The following is a 17,387-nucleotide window of genomic DNA, read 5'->3' on the forward strand; positions in this document are numbered from 1 at the left end:
ACGCATGAGCGACATGGACCCATATCGACTGGATGGCAGGGTGGCGCTGGTAACCGGTGCGGCTAACGGTATCGGGCTTGCCATCTGTCGGGCGCTTGCCCGGCAGGGAGCAACGCTGGTCCTGCTGGATCGTGACGAGTCGGTACATGAGACAGCCAAAACCTTTCAGGGCAGCCTGGCGGTAGTGGCGGATGTCACGGACGAGACAGCGCTGGAACGGGTGGTTGAGCAGATCGAGTCGCAGCTGGGAAGTATCGATATCCTGATCAACAATGCTGGTGTGGTGGCCTTGTCACCGGCCGAAACGCTGAGCGAGCAGGACTGGGACAAAACGCTTGATATTAACCTCAAGGGTGTCTTTCTCACCAGTCAGATTGTGGGACGTACCATGTTGTCCCGCGAGGCGGGCGTGATTATCAACATGGCCTCGAAGGCGGGAGTGATGGCGCTGGACCAGCATCTGGCCTATGGGGTCAGCAAGGCCGGTGTGATTGCCTTGACACGTTCACTGGCGCTTGAGTGGTCACCACGGGGTGTGCGGGTCAATGCTGTCTCGCCCACCATTGTCATGACCGAACTGGGGCGCACCGCCTGGGATAATGACGCCGGTGAAGCAGCTCGATCGCGAATGCCGATGCGCCGCTTCGCCGAGCCGGAAGAGATCGCCAATGCGGTCGCCTGGCTGGCTTCGCCGGGCGCCTCGATGGTGTCAGGTGAAAATCTGCTGGTTGATGGTGGCTATACCATAAGCTAGCCATGTCAGACCCCGCCGCAGGTGCTTGCACGCGGCGGGCTCTCTTCAGCGTATCTCGACCCAGTCCGGGGACTGGGCGACTTCCACGCGGTCGATGAACTCAAGCCTTCCCTCATCGAGACGATAGGCGGCCACATGATGGGATTGCTGGCCGGCCACCAGCATAATCTTCCCAGTAGCCTCCAGCGCAAAGCCTCGGGGCTGCGCCTCGACGTCAAAGGCGCCGATGCGAGTGAGTTCGCCGCTGTCGGCATCGACGGCAAAAGAGGTGATCAGCGAGCTGCTGCGCTCGGAGGCGTACAGATAGCGCCCTTCGGCGTCGAGATGAATGTCCGCCGCCCAGAATTTGTCGGCATTGCCCTTGTCCACCACGACCCGCTGTCGCTTGTTCAGGGTTCGAGTGCTGCTGTCGTAGTCAAATAGCGTAATGGAGCCATCCAGCTCGCCGAGCAGATAAAGCTGTGTGCCGGCGGCATTGAAGATCAGGTGTCTGGGCCCGGTACCGTCGGGCAGCGCAACCTCGATCGTGTCTTTAAAGGGAGGCTGGGTTTCAAGGCTGGCGCAGTAGAGGCGATCGCCGCCGAGGCTGGTGAACAGCAGGTTGCGCTGATCCGGGTCCGGGAGAATGCAGTGGGCATTGGGTTCGGTATTCCACCGGCCCTGCTCGCCCTGTACAGCGCCTTCCCGGGAAATCTCGTAGGCAGCCACCAGATGATGGTGATAGGAGGCCGAAAAGAGGCGGCCATCCTGCGCCGAGCAGGCCAGGTAGGCGACGCTTTCATGGATGGGAAAGGTCGATACCGGCGTCAGTTGATGGCTCTGTGCATCAATGGCAAAGGTGAAAATGCCCATGGGGGTGCCGCGGCCGGCGGCATACAGATGGCGCTGATCAGGACTCAGGCACAGCGGCATGGAGCCACCGGCCTTTTCAAGGTCGGGGAGTGTGACGCGCTGGATCAGTTCAAGACGCTCGTGTGCATAGCGCACCAGACAAACCTCGCCGGCGCCGCCACAGCCGATATAGGCAAAAAGGGATTGCGATGATGACATGTGCCCATCCTGATGTTGAACGTGAAGGGACAAGGGTTACAGCCGTGCACCCTTTAATCCAGTCCGTGATTGTAGGGTCCTGCGCCTGTGAAGACGTCATCAACCATGGTCTGGCATCTCAAGTGGCGTCGGTTCGGCATGAACATCCTGCGTGATGACCATGAAGACATTGCACGGACGTGGGTTAGGCACTTTGCTTTTACCGGGTGTAAACTTTTCGCACTGTGCCGAGAGTATCGGTATCCACATTCATGACAGGACGTCTGCGGCGTGCAGGACGGACTGACTTTTCATATTTCCTGCTCATCAATGAGCGATACAAGGACCCAGAGCTTTCATGAGCGAATACTCCCTGTTTACCTCCGAATCCGTCTCCGAAGGACATCCTGACAAGATTGCCGATCAGATCTCCGATGCAGTGCTTGATGCCCTGATTGCCCGGGACAAGCAGGCGCGTGTGGCGTGCGAGACGCTGGTCAAGACGGGAGTCGCGATCGTGGCCGGCGAGATCACCACCAGCGCCTGGGTGGATCTTGAGGACCTGGTGCGCCGCGTGATTTCGGATATCGGCTATACCTCTTCCGAAGTCGGCTTTGATGGTGCCACCTGTGGCGTGCTCAATCTGATCGGCAAGCAGAGCATCGATATCGCGCAGGGCGTGGACCGCTCCAAACCAGAAGATCAGGGTGCAGGTGACCAGGGGCTGATGTTTGGCTATGCCACCAGTGAGACGCCGTCCTATATGCCGGCGCCGATCCATTATTCGCATCGCCTGGTCGAGCGGCAGTCGGAGCTTCGCAAGAACGGTACGCTTTCCTGGCTGCGCCCGGATGCCAAGAGTCAGGTGACCTTTCGCTACGGCGAGGATGGCAAGCCGGTCGCCGTCGATGCGGTCGTGCTGTCAACGCAGCATGACGAGAGCATCTCGCAGGAAGAGCTGCGTCACGCCGTTGAAGAGCTGATCATTCGTGATGTGCTGCCGGCCGAGTGGATCACCGAGACGACCCGTTTTCACATCAATCCGACCGGCAAGTTCGTGATCGGCGGGCCGGTGGGCGATTGCGGTCTGACAGGGCGCAAGATCATCGTGGATACCTATGGTGGCATGGCGCGTCACGGTGGCGGCGCCTTCTCCGGCAAGGACCCGTCCAAGGTGGACCGCAGCGCAGCTTATGCCGGACGCTATGTGGCCAAGAACGTGGTGGCCTCCGGGATTGCCGAGAAGTGCGAGATTCAGGTGTCCTACGCCATCGGTGTGGCCGAGCCGACCTCGGTGGCCATCAATACCTTTGGCACCGGCAAAATCAGCGATGACAAGATCATCGAGCTGGTACGCGAGCACTTTGACCTGCGCCCCTACGCGATTACCCGGATGCTGGATCTTTTGCATCCGATGTATCAGCTTACCGCTTCCTATGGGCACTTCGGCCGTGAGCCGTTCGAGCACACCTATACCTGGCGCGACGTCAACGGTGAGGAACAGACCGAGACCTTCACCGCCTTCCCCTGGGAGAAGATTGACCGTGCCGAGACGCTGCGGGACGCAGCCGGACTCTGATACGCCATCCCGCCCGGTTGATGTGATCAAGCCCACGCCAGCGTGGGCTTTTTTGTGGCTGAGCGTGGGCTATGCTCATGACCACACTTCGATTCGCGCTCTAATTGTTACGGATCAATCATACAGGCGTCTATCTGACCGAACAGACGGAATCCCATGCTTAATATTGCAGCACTGTTTATTACCATCACTGCGCTTTTTGCGTGGTTCAACTATCGTTTCGTTCGCCTGCCGGCCACCATCGGGGTCATGGTGATCGCCCTTTTGGCATCGCTGGGGCTGATCGCACTGGACCATCTGGGCTTTACCTATGTCACTGATATGGCCGAGCAGTGGCTGGGTAGTATCAATTTCAATGCGCTTTTGATGGACGGCATGCTGTCGTTTCTGCTGTTTGCCGGTGCCTTGCATGTGGATATCGACAAGCTCAAGCGCTATCGCTGGTCGATCGGCTTTCTGGCCTCGGTCGGCGTGGTAGTCTCGACGCTCGCCATCGGCAGTGCGGCCTGGTGGCTGTTTGCCACCTTTCATATCGAGGTGCCGTATCTCTACTGTCTCGTCTTTGGTGCGCTGATTTCGCCGACGGATCCAATCGCGGTGCTGGGCATCATGCAAAGCGCCGGGGCTCCGGAGGATATGGAGATCAAGATCGTGGGCGAGTCGCTGTTCAATGACGGCGTGGCGGTGGTGGTTTTTACCCTGCTGGTCGGCGCGGTAACGGCCGGTGAGCAGCTCACCCCCATGCATTCACTGACGCTTTTTGCCGAAGAGGCCGGCGGTGGGCTGCTGCTGGGGCTGGCGATGGGCTATATCGCCTATCGAATGATGAAAAGTATCGATCAGTATCAGGTTGAGGTGCTGGTCAGTCTGGCGCTGGTGCTGGGCGGTTATGCGCTGGCCACCTGGCTTGAAGTGTCCGGACCGATCGTGATGGTGGTCGCGGGACTCTTTATCGGCAATCGCGGACGCGAGCATGCCATGTCGGACAATACCCGTCGCTATGTGGATGGCTTCTGGGAGCTGATCGACGAGACTCTCAACGCGGTACTGTTTGTCCTGATCGGCCTTGAACTTCTGCTGATTCCCTTCGAATGGAGCTACCTGATGGTGGCCGCGCCGCTGATCGTGATCATTCTGACGGTACGGCTTGTCACCATCGGGCTGCCCATGATGGTGATGCGCCACTGGGTCGACTATCGCCGTGGCACGACGCGGGTCCTGACCTGGGGCGGGCTGCGCGGCGGTATTTCGGTAGCGCTGGCACTGGGCCTGCCGGACAGCGAGTATCGCGAGCCGATCGTGATGATCACTTACATCATCGTGCTGTTCTCGATTCTGGTGCAGGGACTGACCATCGGCAAGCTGGTCGGGCATGTGGTGCCAGGCGTTGGTGAATCGTCAAAAGAATCGAAAAATCATTGAGTCGTCACCTCGTGTTGATGATTTTGGGGCCGATACTGCGATAGCGGGCGGGCAGCTTTTACCTTCGGTATTGACCATCAAAGGCGCCGGCCCGCTATAATTTGCATCAGATTTTCATATCCCACGTTTTTGTGGGACGTCATGTCCGCCCGAGGGGCGCTGCAGCAAAGGCACGACTTTTGCGAGGCTCGGGCTGGATACTCCGGATTCAACGGCGCCCGCTATCTGCCAGGAGTGTTTCATGGCTACTGCCGAAAACGCCGTCCATCAGGACTATAAGGTCGCCGATATCAGTCTGGCCGACTGGGGCCGCCGCGAGATTCGCATCGCCGAGACCGAAATGCCGGCGCTGATGAAGATTCGCGCCAAGTATCGTGATCAGCAGCCGCTCAAGGGCGCCCGTATTGCCGGCTGCATCCACATGACCATTCAGACCGCGGTGCTGATCGAGACGCTGATCGAGCTGGGGGCCAGCGTCCGCTGGTCCTCGTGCAACATCTTCTCGACCCAGGATCAGGCCGCCGCGGCCATTGCCGCCGCCGGTATACCGGTCTTTGCCTGGAAGGGCGAGACCGAGGAGGAGTTCTGGTGGTGCATCCAGCAGACCATCGAGGGACCGGAGGGCTGGCGCCCGAACATGGTGCTCGACGATGGCGGCGATCTGACCCTGATGCTCCACGATGAGCATCCCGAACTTCTCGATGCCATTCACGGCATCAGCGAAGAGACCACCACCGGGGTACATCGCCTGGTCGAAATGATGCGCAAGGGCACGCTGCGTGTGCCGGCCATCAACGTTAACGACTCGGTCACCAAGTCGAAAAACGACAACAAGTATGGCTGCCGCCACTCGCTGTCGGACGCCATCAAGCGCGGTCTTGATCATCTGCTCTCCGGCAAGCAGGCGCTGGTCATCGGTTATGGTGACGTGGGCAAGGGCTCGGCGGCCGGTCTTCGCAACGAAGGCATGATCGTCAAGGTCAGCGAAGTCGATCCGATCTGCGCCATGCAGGCCTGCATGGACGGCTATGAGGTCGTCTCGCCCTACATCGATGGTGCCAACGATGAGTCCGGCAACAACCTCGATACGTACATGCTGGGCAAGATCGATGTGCTGGTGACCACGACCGGCAACATCAATGTCTGCGACGCCGGCATGCTGGGCGCGATCAAGAAGGGCGCGGTGGTCTGCAACATCGGCCACTTCGATAACGAGATCGACACCGCCTATATGCGCAAGCACTGGGCGTGGGAAGAGATCAAGCCGCAGGTCCACAAGATCTATCGCGACGGCACGCCGGGCAACTTTGACCCGACCAGCGATGACTACCTGCTGCTGCTCTCCGAAGGGCGTCTGGTCAATCTGGGCAACGCGACCGGCCACCCGTCGCGCGTCATGGACGGCTCCTTTGCCGACCAGGTGCTGGCACAGATCCATCTGTATGAGCGCCGTTTTGCCGATATCCCCGTCGATGAGCGTCCGGCCGTGACGGTAGAAGTGCTGCCCAAGCAGCTGGACGAAGAAGTCGCCCGCTACATGGTCGAAGGTTTTGGTGGCACGCTCACCAAAATGACTCCGAAGCAGGCCGAGTATCTGGGCGTGCCGCAGGAAGGGCCGTTCAAGCCGCATGAGTATCGCTACTGAGTGAGTGGCTGACCGGGCCTTCAGGCCTGGTTTGATCCACGACATGAACGCCCCGGGGCCGCTTGAGCGGGCCCCCGGGGCGTTTTTTATTGCCGGGGAAGGCATTGTATCGATGACAGGCAGCGCACGGCGTACCGCGACACTTTAACCCTTCGTCGTAGTGAGCCGGGCCTGACGGGCAAGTACGACATAATGGCCTGTCTGCAAATGGTCATGGTCTGCCCCGTGACAGGCCGGACGACTGAATCAACCTTTAGAGGATAACCGTATGCGCTTCCCTCAGGCCTTCGCACTGACAGGCACGCTGATGATGCTTTCCCTGCCGGCAATGGCACATCCCGGCCACGAGCATGGCTCGGGGTTGACGGCCGGGCTTTTGCATCCGCTGACCGGGATGGACCATCTACTGGCCATGGTCGCGGTAGGGCTCTGGGCCGGATTTGTCATGCCAAAGCGTGTGCTGGTCGCACCCCTGACCTTCATGATCGCCATGGGCGGTGGCGCGCTACTGGGCTGGGCAGGGGTGGGTCTGCCCCTGGTAGAGCCCGGCATCCTGCTTTCCGTGATGATTTTCGGGCTACTGACACTGACAGGTGGCCAACAGCAACCCATGGCATTCACCCGTATTTCACTGCTGTGCATCGGGCTTTTTGCCGTACTGCATGGCCATGCTCACGCGACCGAAGCCAGTGGTCACGTCGGGCCCTATCTGACGGGGTTCATGCTTTCCACGGCGGCACTGCACGGCCTTGGGGTGTTGATGGCCCTGACCGTCGCTCGTGGCAATGGTGCGCGTTGGATACAACGTGCCAGCGGTGCAGCCATTACTGCCAGCGGAGCACTTTTGATATTCGGTGCCACCTGAGCACCTGGCCGTCCCGTTAGCGCCTCATCAGTTTTTTGAGCTGTGTGACGGTGCGGGTATTGAGCACGTCCTTTTTTTCAAGCCAGCCGCGACGGGCCTGCGTCACGCCGAGTGCCATGTGTCCCAGTTGCTCGGTCGAGTGGGCATCGGTATTGATGGCAAGGGCCACGCCGATGTCACGTGCCATGCGTGCCCAGCGATCGGCGAGATCAAGACGGGCGGGTTGAGCGTTGATTTCAAGAAAGACGCCGCGCTCTTTGGCCCCGCGCAGTACGGCCTCGACATCCACATCATATCCCTCCCGGCCGTTGATAATGCGACCGGTGGGGTGCGCCAGAATATTGACATGGGGGTTGTCCATGGCGCGCAGGATACGTTGGGTCTGTTTCTCCCTGGATAGATTGAACTTCGAGTGCACCGAGAAGACGCAGATGTCGAGCTCCCTGAGCACGTCATCGGGAAGGTCAAGAGAGCCATCCTCCAGGATATCGACCTCGTTGCCTTTCAAAACGGTAAAGTTCTTCAGGCGCTCGTTGAGCGTGTCGATTTCTGCCATCTGCTCGCGCAGGCGTTTGGCGTCCAGACCGTTGGCCATGGCCAGACGTTTGGAGTGATCGGTGATGGCAATATAGCGATAGCCGCGACTTTTGGCGGCGTGCACCATGTCTTCAAGGCTTGCCTTGCCGTCGGAGGCGGTGGTATGCATGTGCAGATCACCGCGGATATCCTCCAGGGTAACAAGCTCTGGTAGCGTACCCTCCCGGGCGGCCTCGATCTCGCCACGGTTTTCCCGCAGCTCCGGCGGAATCCAGGGCAGGTCGATCCGTGATAGAACGTCTTCTTCGGTACGGCCTGCCAGCTGTTTTTTCCCCTTGTAAATGCCGTACTCGTTGATCTTGAGTCCACGCTCGGTGGCCATCTTGCGGGTGGCGATGTTGTGTGCCTGCGAGCCGGTAAAATAGTAAAGGGCGGCGCCAAAGCTTTCATCGGCCACCACGCGTACATCCACCTGCAGGCCCGAGTGCAGATGAACGGTGGATTTCGTTTCGCCGTGCGAGACGGTTTCGGCAAGCTCCGGGTAGTCCAGCAAGTGCGCCATGATCGCCGAGCCATCATCGCTGCTGACCAGAATGTCGAGATCGCCGACAGTGTCGCGGCCGCGTCTCAGACTACCCGCCGCACTGATGCGCTGTGCACTACCTGCATGTTCGAGCCAGGCGATTAGATCGGCAGCGGCCTGATGGGCCTGGTCGAGTCGCGCACGTGGCGGGATCTCATCGATACGCTCGGCCTCTCTGAGAATGCCGGCTTCGGTTTTTGGGCCAAAGCCTTCAAGCGCGCTGATACGACCTTCCCGTGCAGCCTGTTTCAGGGCCTCAAGACTATCGATGCCCAGCGCCTCAAAAAGATGACGCACGCGTTTTGGTCCCAGCTGGCTGACCCGCATCAGTTGCAAAAGCCCGGGCGGCAGACGCTTTTCGGCGTCCTCAAGTACCGTGAGGTGGCCCGTATTGATCAGCTCGGTAATCTTCTCGGCCAGATCGCGGCCGATACCGGACAGCTCGGTCAGTGGCTTGCCGCGGGCCACCATCTCCTGCAGGGCATGAGGGTGGGATTCAATGGTCTGTGCGGCACTTCGATAGGCGCGCACACGGAAGGCGTTGGCACCTTCGATATCCAGCAGATTGGCCAGGCGGTTAAGGGTACGGGCGATATCGGCGTTTTGCATGAGTCTCGGCTTCCGGTCCGGTCACATGAAAAGAGGGCAGAACTGCTATCAGCATAGCGGTGCGCCGGCCTTTTTTCGTTTCCGGTGGTCTGTGACCGTTGATGACAGGTTTGAAAGAGGGCCGCGGGGCGGCCCTTTTTCAGACAGCTGTTCAGACGGTTGAGGCTTGAAGGCCTGGGGTCACTCCCAGCCAAGCTTTTCCATGTAGGCTCGCGCATGAACGTCGACCGCCTTGATGGCGTAGACGACCTGGTCCGGCGTGAGCGTATAGGCCAGGTTGTGGATCGACTCGCCTTCTTTGAGTGCGGCCTCGGCCACGCGATACAGGTCTTCGTCGCTGACGTCCCTGAGCTTGAGCGCCTCCAGCGTCATCGGCAGGCCCAGGGCCAGATAGAGATCCAGATACTCTTCCAGTTCGGCCTGCGGCGTCTGATCCAGAATCAGTTGGGCCATGGTGCCGTACGCGACCTTTTCACCGTGAGTGAGCTCGTGGATATCGCCATGCAGGGCGGTAAAGCCGTTGTGGATGGCATGCGCGCCGGCCAGACCGCCGCTTTCAAAGCCCAGTCCGCTCAAAAGCGTGTTGGCTTCGACCACGGCTTCAAAAGAAGGCGTCACGATCCCGGCCTGGTTGGCCTGCCAGGCGAGCAGGGCGTGATCAAACAGGACTTCTTCACACTTTTCGCCGATGGTCTGGCCCAGAAGGGTGGCCTGGCCGCCGGCCATGTTGGTGGCACAGGCGCGAATGGCGGCGCGTGCCTCGACCCAGGTGGCCAGCGCATCGGCGATGCCGGAAGCCAGAAAGCGCGGTGGTGCCTTGACGATAATGGCGGTATCGACCAGCACCAGATCGGGATTCTTGTTGTAAAAGCGGTAGGATTCGAACTCGCCCTCATCGCTGTAGATCACGGACAGCGCGCTGGTCGGGGCATCCGTTGAGGCGGTGGTGGGCAGGACCGCACAGGCGGCATTCATCCTGTCGGCCACACCCTTGGCCGTATCCAGGGTCTTGCCACCGCCAAGACCGATGACCACATCCGCCCTGAGCTTTTCGCCCTGTTGAATCAGCCGGTCAATTTCAGCCGTGGAGGATTCGCCTTCAAAGATGGCGCGCTCAAAGCCGATGCCACTGCTCTTGAGGCTGTCACTCAACGCCTGGCCTGCCATTTTCCAGACGAAATCATCGGCAATGACCAGCGCCTGCCGACCCAGTTGCGACACATAGTGGCCGGCGCGGGAGAGTGTGTTGGCGCCCTGGACATAGCGGCCGGGGCTGATAAAGACCTTCTCGCTGGGAGCGGACATCAGGAGTCTCCTTCGGTATGGCGATAGGATGAGTGCAAAATGAGTGTAGCTGCCCCTGTGGTCTGCCACGTGCGACGATTCGACGGATGTCGATGTTATGTCGATAATTGTCTGTCATTGAAGGTGTTTAACGTGACGCAGGTAATGCGTTGTCGAGACTGTCCGGGAGGATCCGATGGCCCGAAGGCCCAATGCACGCACCCTGTTTGTGTCCGATCTTCATCTGGGCACACCTGATGCCCAGGCACAGCTGCTGCTCAACCTGATGCAGCTGGTGCGCCCCGAGCGGCTTTATCTGGTTGGCGATGTCTTTGATCTGATTGCCATGAAGCGTCGGGCCATATCGGTACTGGATGCCCATCAGCAGCGGCTGGTGCGCCATATCCTGCGGTTGGCACGTACCGGCTGCGAGGTGATCTATATCCCGGGCAATCACGACGCTGCCTTTCGTACCTTCTGTGGCGAAACCTTTCGCAATATCGAAGTCCGGCGCGACGCCATCCATGTCACAAAGGATGGCAGGCGGCTGCTGGTCAGCCATGGGGACGAGTTCGATGGCCACTTCAAGGCGCCACGATGGAAGCTGGTAGTAGGTGAGATGGCACTGCATACCATGCGACGCACCAATCGCTGGACCGTGCAGGCCCGTCGTCGCCTGGGGCGTCCGTACTGGTCGCTGTCGGCGGCGCTCAAGCGGCGTTCAGGCAACGTCAAACACTTTGCCGGTGCCTTTCGTCAATCGGCACTGGCGCGCGTACGTCGTGAAGAGGTGGATGGCTACATCGGTGGCCATATTCACATCCCTTTTTTCGGCGAGTGTGAAGGTTTTGTGTACTGTAACGACGGTGACTGGGTAGAAAACTGTACCGCCCTGGTCGAAGAGTTTGATGGTCGGCTGCGCCTGGTTGACTGGCAGAACCAGACGCTGGTAGATGACCCCAGGCCGCCTTCCGGGCACCGTGAAAAAACCGAGGCAGAGGACTGGCTGGCCGATGAGGAGACCGGAACAACTTCTGGTTAAAATAAAATTAATGCCGGCGATTTCTCGTAACTGATTGAATCAAATCGGATTTTAATGGTCATAAAAAATTATGGCGTTTACTTTTGAAACCCGATGATGACAAAACGTACAATGTCCCTGAAAATCGGCTGATGCGGCATTTTGTCCTCACGACGCCAGCCGCATGACTATTTCCCTATCCCTTCTTTATTCGCATCACCTGATAAAAATTATCCCAATCATGGGAAGTATTAATAATCGGCGAAGTCATGCCGATAAACAGTGACTGGTCACATCGGCCAATGGTCGATGTTCAAGCATGACGCCTGCCCGCCCTGATAGCCGGTAACCCGGCAGGCGATGAGGAGATTGACCCATGACGGTTAATGTAACCCGAAGACAGTTCTTCAAGCTGGGGGCGGCCGGTGTGGCCTCTTCCAGCATGGCGATGATGGGGTTTGCCCCGGAGTCCGCTGAAGCATCCGTGCGCCAGTTCAAGCTGACGCACGCCAAGGAAACCCGCAACAATTGCACCTATTGCTCGGTGGGCTGCGGCATCCTGATCTATAGCCATGGCGACGGTTCCAAAAATGCTCGCCAGGAAGTCTTCCACATCGAGGGCGACCCGGATCATCCGGTCTCTCGCGGCTCTCTGTGCCCGAAGGGCTCGGGGCTTCTCGATTTCGTGCGCAGCGAAGGGCGTCTTGAGTACCCGCAGGTCCGTGCACCGGGCTCGAGCGAGTGGAAGCGCGTCAGCTGGGATGAGGCGCTCGACAAGATTGCGCGCTACATCAAGGATGATCGTGATGCCAATTTTGTCGAGCGTGACGAAAACGGTGGCACGGTCAATCATTGGACCACGACCGGCTTTCTGGCCGCTTCGGGTTCCTCCAATGAGGCGGGTTACATCACCCACAAGGTGGTGCGTAACCTTGGCATGGTAGCGTTCGACAACCAGGCGCGCGTCTGACACGGACCGACGGTGGCAGGTCTTGCCCCAACATTCGGTCGCGGTGCGATGACCAATCACTGGGTCGACATCCGCAATGCCAATCTGATTCTTTCAATGGGCGGCAATTCTGCCGAGGCTCACCCCGTGGGCTTTCGCTGGGTTACCGAGGCCATTGAGCACAACAAGGCCAAGCTGATCTGCATTGATCCGCGCTATACGCGTACCTGTGCAGTGGCAGACTACAAGGCCTTTATCCGTACCGGGACTGACATCACGTTTCTGGGCGGTTTGATTCATTACCTGATCACGACCGATCAGGTACAGCACGAGTATGTCCTCAACTACACCGATGCCTCGCTGATCGTGCATGACGACTACGGCTTTGAAGACGGCATCTTTACCGGCTACAACCCGGATCAGCACTCCTATGATGACAAGTCATCGTGGATGTATAAGCTCGGTGATGACGGCTATGCCCTGCGCGACACGTCGCTTCAACACCCCAGATGCGTCTATCAGTTGATGCGTGAGCACTACAGCCGCTATGACATCGATACGGTGTCGAGCATCTGTGGCATGCCCAGAGAGCACATCGAACATATCTGGGCGGAAATCGGCAAGATGGCCGTGCCGCACAAGACCATGACGATGCTCTATGCGCTGGGCTGGACGCAGCATTCGATTGGTTCGCAGATCATCCGTACGGCCGCCATGGTCCAGCTGTTGCTGGGCAATATGGGGATGCCGGGGGGCGGGGTGAATGCCCTGCGCGGTCACTCCAACATTCAGGGGCTGACCGATCTGGGGCTGCTTTCTCAGCTGTTGCCGGGCTATATGTCGCTGGCCAACGCGGGCGAGCAGGACTATCCGGCTTATATCAAAAAGCGTGCCAAGCAACCGATCCTGGAAGGTGAAGTCTCGTACTGGAAAAACTACGAGAAATTCCATGTCAGCCTGATGAAATCCTGGTTTGGCGATGCCGCCAACGAAGGCAACAACTGGTGTTTTGATTGGTTGCCGAAGCTTTCCAGACCGCTTTATGACGTGCTGGATACCTTTGATCGCATGTACAAGGGTGAGATCAACGGGTATTTCTGTCAGGGCTTTAACCCGCTGGCATCGTTTCCCAATCGTCAGAAGGTCACCGAAGGACTGTCCAGACTCAAGTATCTGGTCGTCATGGATCCGTTGAATACGGAAACCAGCGAGTTCTGGAAGAACTACGGCGAATACAACGACGTCGATTCGAGCCAGATTCAGACCGAGGTGATTCGTCTACCGACCACCTGCTTTGCCGAGGATGACGGCTCGATCGTCAACAGTGCCCGCTGGCTGCAGTGGCACTGGGCTGCCGCACCCGGACCGGGTGAAGCACGTCCTGATACTCGCATCATGGGTGATCTTTTTATCCGTATTCGCGAGCTCTACCGTCAGGAAGGGGGTGTTTTCCCCGATCCGATCCTGAATCTGAAATGGGACTACAACATTCCCGAAGCACCGTCCTCGGAAGAGCTGGCGCAGGAGTACAACGGGCGTGCGCTGGTCGATCTGACCGATGACAACGGTAACGTGACCCGCCGAGCCGGCGAGTTGCTGTCGAGCTTCTCGGAAATGACCGCTGATGGCCGTACGGCTTCGGGTTGCTGGATATTTTCCGGTGCCTGGACGCAGGACGGCAACCAGATGGCGCGTCGCGACAACTCCGATCCATACGGTACCGGCAATACGCTGGGCTGGGCATGGGCATGGCCGGCCAATCGACGCGTACTCTACAACCGTGCCAGTGCCGATACGCAGGGCCGGCCCTGGGGCAGGGAGAAGGCATTTGTCTGGTGGAGTAGCGAGCAGGGCCGCTGGATCGGGGCCGATGTCCCCGACTTTCCGCTGACGTCGGCACCCTCGGAGGGTGTGGGTCCGTTTATCATGCAGCCTTCCGGTGGCGGTAACTTCTTCGCTGGACAGAGCATGGTCGATGGCCCGTTCCCCGAGCACTATGAGCCGTACGAGTCGCCGATCGACAACAATCCGCTGCATCCGAACAACCCGCTGGCGAGAAACAATCCGGCGGGACGTATCTTCGACAAGGATCGCGCGGATCTGGGAACTCGAGAAGAGTTTCCGCATGCGGCCACGACCTATCGCCTGACCGAGCATTTCCACTACTGGACCAAGCACGCAAAACTCAATGCGGTCGTGCAGCCGGAGCAGTTTGTGGAGATCAGTCATCAGCTGGCTGAAGAGATTGGAGTGGTCGCCGGTGACTGGGTAAGGGTCTCTTCCAACCGGGGCTTTATCAAGGCTGTCGCCGTGGTAACCAAACGTATGCAGCCCATGCGTATTGGTGATCGCGACGTGCATCACGTGGGTATTCCGATTCACTGGGGCTTCACGGGCGTGGCGAAAAAGGGCTATCTGGCCAATGCGCTGACGCCGGTTGTGGGCGATGCCAATACCCAGACACCGGAATACAAGTCATTCATCGTCAAGGTCGAAAAGGCATAAGGGAGGGCATATGATCAATTCACAAAATATCGTTGCCCGCTCCGCGACGACACTGCCGGCACCCCATGCGCGCGACAACGTGGTGGAAGTGGCCAAGCTGATCGATGTCTCCAAGTGCATCGGTTGCAAGGCCTGCCAGGTCGCCTGCATGGAGTGGAATGACCTTCGTGATGACGTGGGCGAATGTCATGGGGTGTATGACAACCCCATGGACCTGACCGCCGAGTCCTGGACCGTCATGCGGTTCAACGAAGTGGAAATGGAGGCCGTGGGCGGTTCAAGCGAAAGCAAGGACAAGCAGTTGTCCTGGCTGATTCGCAAGGATGGCTGCATGCATTGTGCCGAACCGGGCTGTCTTGAAGCCTGCCCGGCTCCCGGTGCCATCGTGCAGTACGCCAACGGTATCGTCGACTTCGATTCCAATAACTGCATTGGCTGTGGCTACTGTATTACCGGTTGCCCGTTCAACATTCCGCGCATCTCGGAAAAGGACAGCAAGTCCTACAAGTGCACCCTGTGCTCCGATCGTGTCAATGTTGGACTGGAACCGGCCTGCGTCAAGGCCTGCCCGACCAACTGCATCGAGTTTGGCAGCAAGAAGGACATGCTGGCGCGCGCCGACAAGCGCGTGAATGACCTGAAGGAACGTGGTTTTGAAAAGGCCGGGATCTACGATCCGGCGGGTGTAGGCGGCACGCACGTCATGTATGTGTTGCATCATCATGACGAGCCCGGGCTCTATCACGGTCTGCCGAAGGATCCACGCATTTCGCCGGTCGTCGGCGCCTGGAAGGGCGTTACCAAGCCCATCATGTCCGCCATTCTGGGGATCACGGCGTTTGCCGGCTTCTTCCACTACATCACCAAGGGCCCGAAGGAAGAGCCTACGGATGAAGAGATGTTCGGCGAAGGCGATGACCATCATCATGTCTCACGTGAAGAGGAGCATCGGTCATGAATTTCAAGAAACAAAAGACCATGCTGCGTTACGGCCCGGGTACCCGGGCCAATCACTGGGCAATGGCAGGCGCTTTTATCCTGCTGACGCTGTCAGGACTTGCCTTCTTCCATCCGCCGTTTTTCTTTTTGAGTAATACACTGGGCGGACCGGTCTGGTCGCGAGTGCTGCACCCCTTCATCGGCGTAGTGTTGTTTGTGCTGTTCGTCATCATTGCGGTGCGACAGCTCAAATACAATCTGCTGATGAAAAACGATGTGCAGTGGATGCGACAGATGGGCGATGTGCTCAACAACCGGGATGACAAGCTGCCGCCGATTGGCAAGTACAATCCGGGTCAGAAGATGGTGTATTGGGCGCTGATCCTCTGTATTCCGGTGCTGTTGATCACGGGTGTGATCATGTGGCGGCCCTGGTTTGCCGGATTCTTCCCCATTCCGCTGATTCGCGTGGCGAGTCTTGTGCATGCACTGGCCGCTTTTATCGGTATTGCGACCATCATCGTGCATGTGTATGCCGCCATCTGGGTCAAGGGCTCGATCAAGGCCATGACCCGCGGTCACGTCACTCATGCCTGGGCGAAACATCACCATCCGCTCTGGTATGAAGACGAAATGAAAAAGCCCTCGCAGCGTGCGGGAGACGAGAACGCTTCCGAGCGTGACACGACATCCCATCACGGAGCTCGCCATGACGGCCGAACATCAGGCTGAACATGATTACGGTGCTATCCCCGGCGGGGTCGTTGAACCCCCCGTCGTGGTGCTGCCCGAACGACGTCTTTTCAGTCATCGGGCGCGACGCCTGCGTGATCTTTCCAGACGCATGCGTTCGATGGCCGATTTTCTCGGCTTTGCTGCGCGCCTGGCGCAGGCTCAGCATCAGGTGTTGCAAAAACGCACCAGCACCTTTCAGCCGGACAGTCAGGCCTTTGATCTGGCTCTTGAACACGGCATGCCGCCACTTTCGGTTCAGTCGCTGCAGGCTGATCTGGACTGGCAGGAAGATCTGGACGCTTTGTGTGACGCACTGGAGCTCAACGTGGGGCAGGCGCAGCAGCAGTTGATCCGCCAGCTGCGCCAGCTCGATCACGGGGCGCGCCGAGAGATCGCGACCGAGGTGCTCAATGCCGGCAGGGGGACGCAGGATACCCGTGCCTTCATGCCACTGGTGGCAGCCGTCCTGCAGGTGGCATGGCTTCGCCAGTGCTCCGTGCTTCCCCGTCCGCCGAAGCGCGCAGAGGGCACGGCCCAGACGGTATGTCCCTGCTGTGGTGCATTGCCAGTGGCCAGTCTCATTCAGGTAGGGCGTGAGCGTTCCCGCGTACGCTACATGCAGTGCTCGATCTGTGCTGCCGAGTGGTACATGGAACGGGCCCGCTGCACGACCTGCTTTGAAACCGGCAAGCTGGATTATGTCGGTCTTGAGGGCGAGGATGGCAAGCGTCCGCTACCGATCAGGGCGGAAACCTGTGGCGACTGCCAAAGCTACGTGAAGATCATCCATCGCGATACCGAGGTGGATGCCGATGCCCTGGCCGACGATCTGGCAAGTCTGGGGCTGGATATCATGATTGCCCGCGAACGTGATATCGGACGCAGCAGCTACAATCCCTGGCTGATTGCTGGCTGATCCTCATGTCTGGCT

Annotated in this window: 13 protein-coding genes and 1 riboswitch; of the genes, 10 read left to right on the top strand and 3 right to left on the bottom strand. The window is 58.9% G+C overall.

The window, feature by feature from the left end:
* Positions 1 to 4 precede the first annotated feature (4 nt).
* Positions 5 to 754, top strand: coding sequence for a GolD/DthD family dehydrogenase (locus Q0931_RS05685; RefSeq protein WP_299258133.1), 750 nt, complete (start codon positions 5 to 7; stop codon positions 752 to 754).
* 45 nt (positions 755 to 799) lie between these two features.
* Here the strand turns inward: Q0931_RS05685 and Q0931_RS05690 are convergent, their stop codons facing one another.
* Complete coding sequence (locus Q0931_RS05690; RefSeq protein ID WP_299258135.1) at positions 800 to 1,804, bottom strand: beta-propeller fold lactonase family protein; 1,005 nt, start codon at positions 1,802 to 1,804, stop codon at positions 800 to 802.
* A gap of 337 nt (positions 1,805 to 2,141) precedes the next feature.
* On the opposite strand from Q0931_RS05690, the gene metK reads away from it, so the two are divergent.
* The 4 genes from metK to Q0931_RS05710 all read left to right on the top strand — a co-directional run bounded on the left by metK (position 2,142) and on the right by Q0931_RS05710 (position 7,294).
* Positions 2,142 to 3,362 carry a methionine adenosyltransferase gene (gene metK / locus Q0931_RS05695; RefSeq protein ID WP_299258137.1) on the top strand — a complete coding sequence of 407 codons (1,221 nt, stop codon included), beginning with the start codon at positions 2,142 to 2,144 and terminating at the stop codon, positions 3,360 to 3,362.
* 156 nt (positions 3,363 to 3,518) lie between these two features.
* Positions 3,519 to 4,784 (top strand): sodium:proton antiporter, encoded by a 1,266-nt coding sequence (locus Q0931_RS05700; RefSeq protein ID WP_299258139.1) that lies wholly within the window; start codon positions 3,519 to 3,521, stop codon positions 4,782 to 4,784.
* 145 nt (positions 4,785 to 4,929) lie between these two features.
* Positions 4,930 to 5,011, top strand: a riboswitch (S-adenosyl-L-homocysteine riboswitch).
* Between the two features lie 14 nt (positions 5,012 to 5,025).
* Positions 5,026 to 6,429, top strand: coding sequence for an adenosylhomocysteinase (gene ahcY, locus Q0931_RS05705; RefSeq protein ID WP_299258141.1), 1,404 nt, complete (start codon positions 5,026 to 5,028; stop codon positions 6,427 to 6,429).
* Between the two features lie 268 nt (positions 6,430 to 6,697).
* The gene (locus tag Q0931_RS05710) at positions 6,698 to 7,294 is read left to right on the top strand and encodes a HupE/UreJ family protein (protein ID WP_299258143.1); all 597 of its coding nucleotides are present in this window, start codon (positions 6,698 to 6,700) and stop codon (positions 7,292 to 7,294) included.
* A 16-nt stretch (positions 7,295 to 7,310) separates the two neighbouring features.
* Here Q0931_RS05710 and polX read toward each other — a convergent pair whose 3' ends face one another.
* Both polX and Q0931_RS05720 read right to left on the bottom strand, forming a co-directional pair.
* On the bottom strand, positions 7,311 to 9,023 hold the full coding sequence (gene polX / locus Q0931_RS05715) for a DNA polymerase/3'-5' exonuclease PolX (RefSeq protein WP_299258145.1): 1,713 nt from the start codon (positions 9,021 to 9,023) through the stop codon (positions 7,311 to 7,313).
* 180 nt (positions 9,024 to 9,203) lie between these two features.
* Positions 9,204 to 10,328 carry a glycerol dehydrogenase gene (locus Q0931_RS05720; RefSeq protein ID WP_299258147.1) on the bottom strand — a complete coding sequence of 375 codons (1,125 nt, stop codon included), beginning with the start codon at positions 10,326 to 10,328 and terminating at the stop codon, positions 9,204 to 9,206.
* 175 nt (positions 10,329 to 10,503) lie between these two features.
* On the opposite strand from Q0931_RS05720, the gene Q0931_RS05725 reads away from it, so the two are divergent.
* The 5 genes from Q0931_RS05725 to fdhE all read left to right on the top strand — a co-directional run bounded on the left by Q0931_RS05725 (position 10,504) and on the right by fdhE (position 17,372).
* Positions 10,504 to 11,349 (top strand): UDP-2,3-diacylglucosamine diphosphatase, encoded by an 846-nt coding sequence (locus tag Q0931_RS05725; RefSeq protein WP_299258149.1) that lies wholly within the window; start codon positions 10,504 to 10,506, stop codon positions 11,347 to 11,349.
* Between the two features lie 355 nt (positions 11,350 to 11,704).
* On the top strand, positions 11,705 to 14,782 hold the full coding sequence (gene fdnG / locus Q0931_RS05730; RefSeq protein ID WP_299258151.1) for a formate dehydrogenase-N subunit alpha: 3,078 nt from the start codon (positions 11,705 to 11,707) through the stop codon (positions 14,780 to 14,782).
* Positions 14,783 to 14,792: 10 nt separating this feature from the next.
* Positions 14,793 to 15,740: a formate dehydrogenase subunit beta gene (gene fdxH, locus Q0931_RS05735; RefSeq protein ID WP_299258153.1), complete on the top strand. Its 948-nt coding sequence runs from the start codon at positions 14,793 to 14,795 to the stop codon at positions 15,738 to 15,740.
* Complete coding sequence (locus Q0931_RS05740) at positions 15,737 to 16,453, top strand: formate dehydrogenase subunit gamma (RefSeq protein ID WP_299258155.1); 717 nt, start codon at positions 15,737 to 15,739, stop codon at positions 16,451 to 16,453. Before fdxH ends, Q0931_RS05740 begins: the two co-directional genes overlap by 4 nt.
* Positions 16,431 to 17,372, top strand: coding sequence for a formate dehydrogenase accessory protein FdhE (fdhE, locus tag Q0931_RS05745; RefSeq protein WP_299258157.1), 942 nt, complete (start codon positions 16,431 to 16,433; stop codon positions 17,370 to 17,372). Before Q0931_RS05740 ends, fdhE begins: the two co-directional genes overlap by 23 nt.
* The last annotated feature ends 15 nt before the right edge of the window (positions 17,373 to 17,387 follow it).

The organism is uncultured Kushneria sp., assembly GCF_947497025.1.
Classification (GTDB): Bacteria; Pseudomonadota; Gammaproteobacteria; order Pseudomonadales; family Halomonadaceae; genus Kushneria.

Bases quoted from the DNA above. Each gene is read 5' to 3' on its own strand.
- Q0931_RS05685 (WP_299258133.1), top strand. From the start codon at position 5: ATGAGCGACATGGACCCATATCGACTGGATGGCAGGGTGGCGCTGGTA.
- Q0931_RS05690 (WP_299258135.1), bottom strand. From the start codon at position 1,804: ATGTCATCATCGCAATCCCTTTTTGCCTATATCGGCTGTGGCGGCGCC.
- metK (WP_299258137.1), top strand. From the start codon at position 2,142: ATGAGCGAATACTCCCTGTTTACCTCCGAATCCGTCTCCGAAGGACAT.
- Q0931_RS05700 (WP_299258139.1), top strand. From the start codon at position 3,519: ATGCTTAATATTGCAGCACTGTTTATTACCATCACTGCGCTTTTTGCG.
- ahcY (WP_299258141.1), top strand. From the start codon at position 5,026: ATGGCTACTGCCGAAAACGCCGTCCATCAGGACTATAAGGTCGCCGAT.
- Q0931_RS05710 (WP_299258143.1), top strand. From the start codon at position 6,698: ATGCGCTTCCCTCAGGCCTTCGCACTGACAGGCACGCTGATGATGCTT.
- polX (WP_299258145.1), bottom strand. From the start codon at position 9,023: ATGCAAAACGCCGATATCGCCCGTACCCTTAACCGCCTGGCCAATCTG.
- Q0931_RS05720 (WP_299258147.1), bottom strand. From the start codon at position 10,328: ATGTCCGCTCCCAGCGAGAAGGTCTTTATCAGCCCCGGCCGCTATGTC.
- Q0931_RS05725 (WP_299258149.1), top strand. From the start codon at position 10,504: ATGGCCCGAAGGCCCAATGCACGCACCCTGTTTGTGTCCGATCTTCAT.
- fdxH (WP_299258153.1), top strand. From the start codon at position 14,793: ATGATCAATTCACAAAATATCGTTGCCCGCTCCGCGACGACACTGCCG.
- Q0931_RS05740 (WP_299258155.1), top strand. From the start codon at position 15,737: ATGAATTTCAAGAAACAAAAGACCATGCTGCGTTACGGCCCGGGTACC.
- fdhE (WP_299258157.1), top strand. From the start codon at position 16,431: ATGACGGCCGAACATCAGGCTGAACATGATTACGGTGCTATCCCCGGC.